1 protein-coding gene is annotated in these 1279 nt (G+C 44.3%); it reads right to left on the minus strand.

Translation table 11 applies throughout. The features are described 5' to 3' along the window. Positions 1–1080, minus strand: a 1080-nt coding sequence (gene hmpA, locus R7D93_RS25500) for an NO-inducible flavohemoprotein (RefSeq protein ID WP_318129582.1), incomplete at its 3' end; no start/stop codon positions are given. Between the last annotated feature and the right edge of the window lie 199 nt (positions 1081–1279).

The following is a 1279-nucleotide window of genomic DNA, read 5'->3' on the forward strand; positions in this document are numbered from 1 at the left end:
ACAGAAGTACACTTTTACGTTGTCTTGTTTGAGTGCGGCTTCGATTTCATGCAGGTTTACAAAGCCGGTAAAGTGGAAGTCTTCACCTATCTTGTCTTCTGCCGTTGGTTGGTTATACCAAATGAGCGCGTTCATGTTTTCTTTCGCCGTGACTAGCTGGTTTACGTGCTCTTTAAAGGCGTGGTGTTTGCTGTTTTCTGTTGCATGTACCCAAGTCACTGGCGCGTGATGTTCCGTCAAGCTTTCTAGCATTGACAGTGTTGGCGTAAGGCCGACACCTGCAGAAATCAGCACCACTGGTGTATTGGTGTCTACATTCATAAAGAAATCACCCGCTGGCGCTGCGAGTTTTACTTTATCGCCGATGTTTAGCTCATCGTGCAGATAGTTGGATACTTTACCGCCTTGTTCACGTTTTACGGAGATGCGGTAAGTGTTCTCTTGAACCGAAGAAGATAGGCTGTATTGACGGATCTCTTGGTTTTCAAACTTATCACTGTTGATGTAGATGCCGAGGTACTGCCCAGGCTTGTACTTCGTCACTTTACTGCCATCCGTCGGTTTGAAAACAAAACTGCAAATGTGTTCACTTTCCAATTGTTTACCGACCAACTCAAACTCACGTAGCCCTCGCCAACCACCTTCTTGCGATGCATTCGCTTGATAGATTTGCTCTTCGCGCTGGATAAATACATTAGCCAATACGCCATAAGCTTCAGCCCACGCGTCTAAAACTTCTTGGCCCGGATTGAATAACTCATCAATCGTAGCGATCAAATGTTTACCTACGATTTGATACTGATCTTTCGTGATCAAAAAGCTGGTGTGTTTATGCGCAATTTTCTCCACTGCGCCAAGCAGAGCAGGCAAGTTTTCAATGTTAGCAGCGTATGCACAGATGGCATTGAATAGCGCTTCACGCGGATCGCCATTACGCTGGTTGCTCATGTTGAAAATGTCTTTTAACTCAGGGTTGTGAGTAAACATGCGGTCATAGAAGTGAGCGGTCAGTTTTGGTCCTGTTTCTGCGATTAGTGGCGCGGTCGCTTTCACGATCTCAATGGTTTGATTGCTGAGCATAAGAACTTCCTATTTTTAAGTTGTATTTGTAATGCATGTTTAAAGTTGTATCTCAAATGTATCTTTCGATCAAGAAAAGATTTACACTTTTGTCGATAGCGTAAGTTGGTTGTTTCGTCACTGACATTGAGCTATTAAGTCGCACTCTGGGAGAGAACATGCAGTTAACGAGCTTTACTGATTACGCGCTGAGAACCTT

Origin of the sequence: Vibrio sp. YT-15, from assembly GCF_033337445.1 — a bacterium.
Classification (GTDB): Bacteria; Pseudomonadota; Gammaproteobacteria; order Enterobacterales; family Vibrionaceae; genus Vibrio; species Vibrio alginolyticus.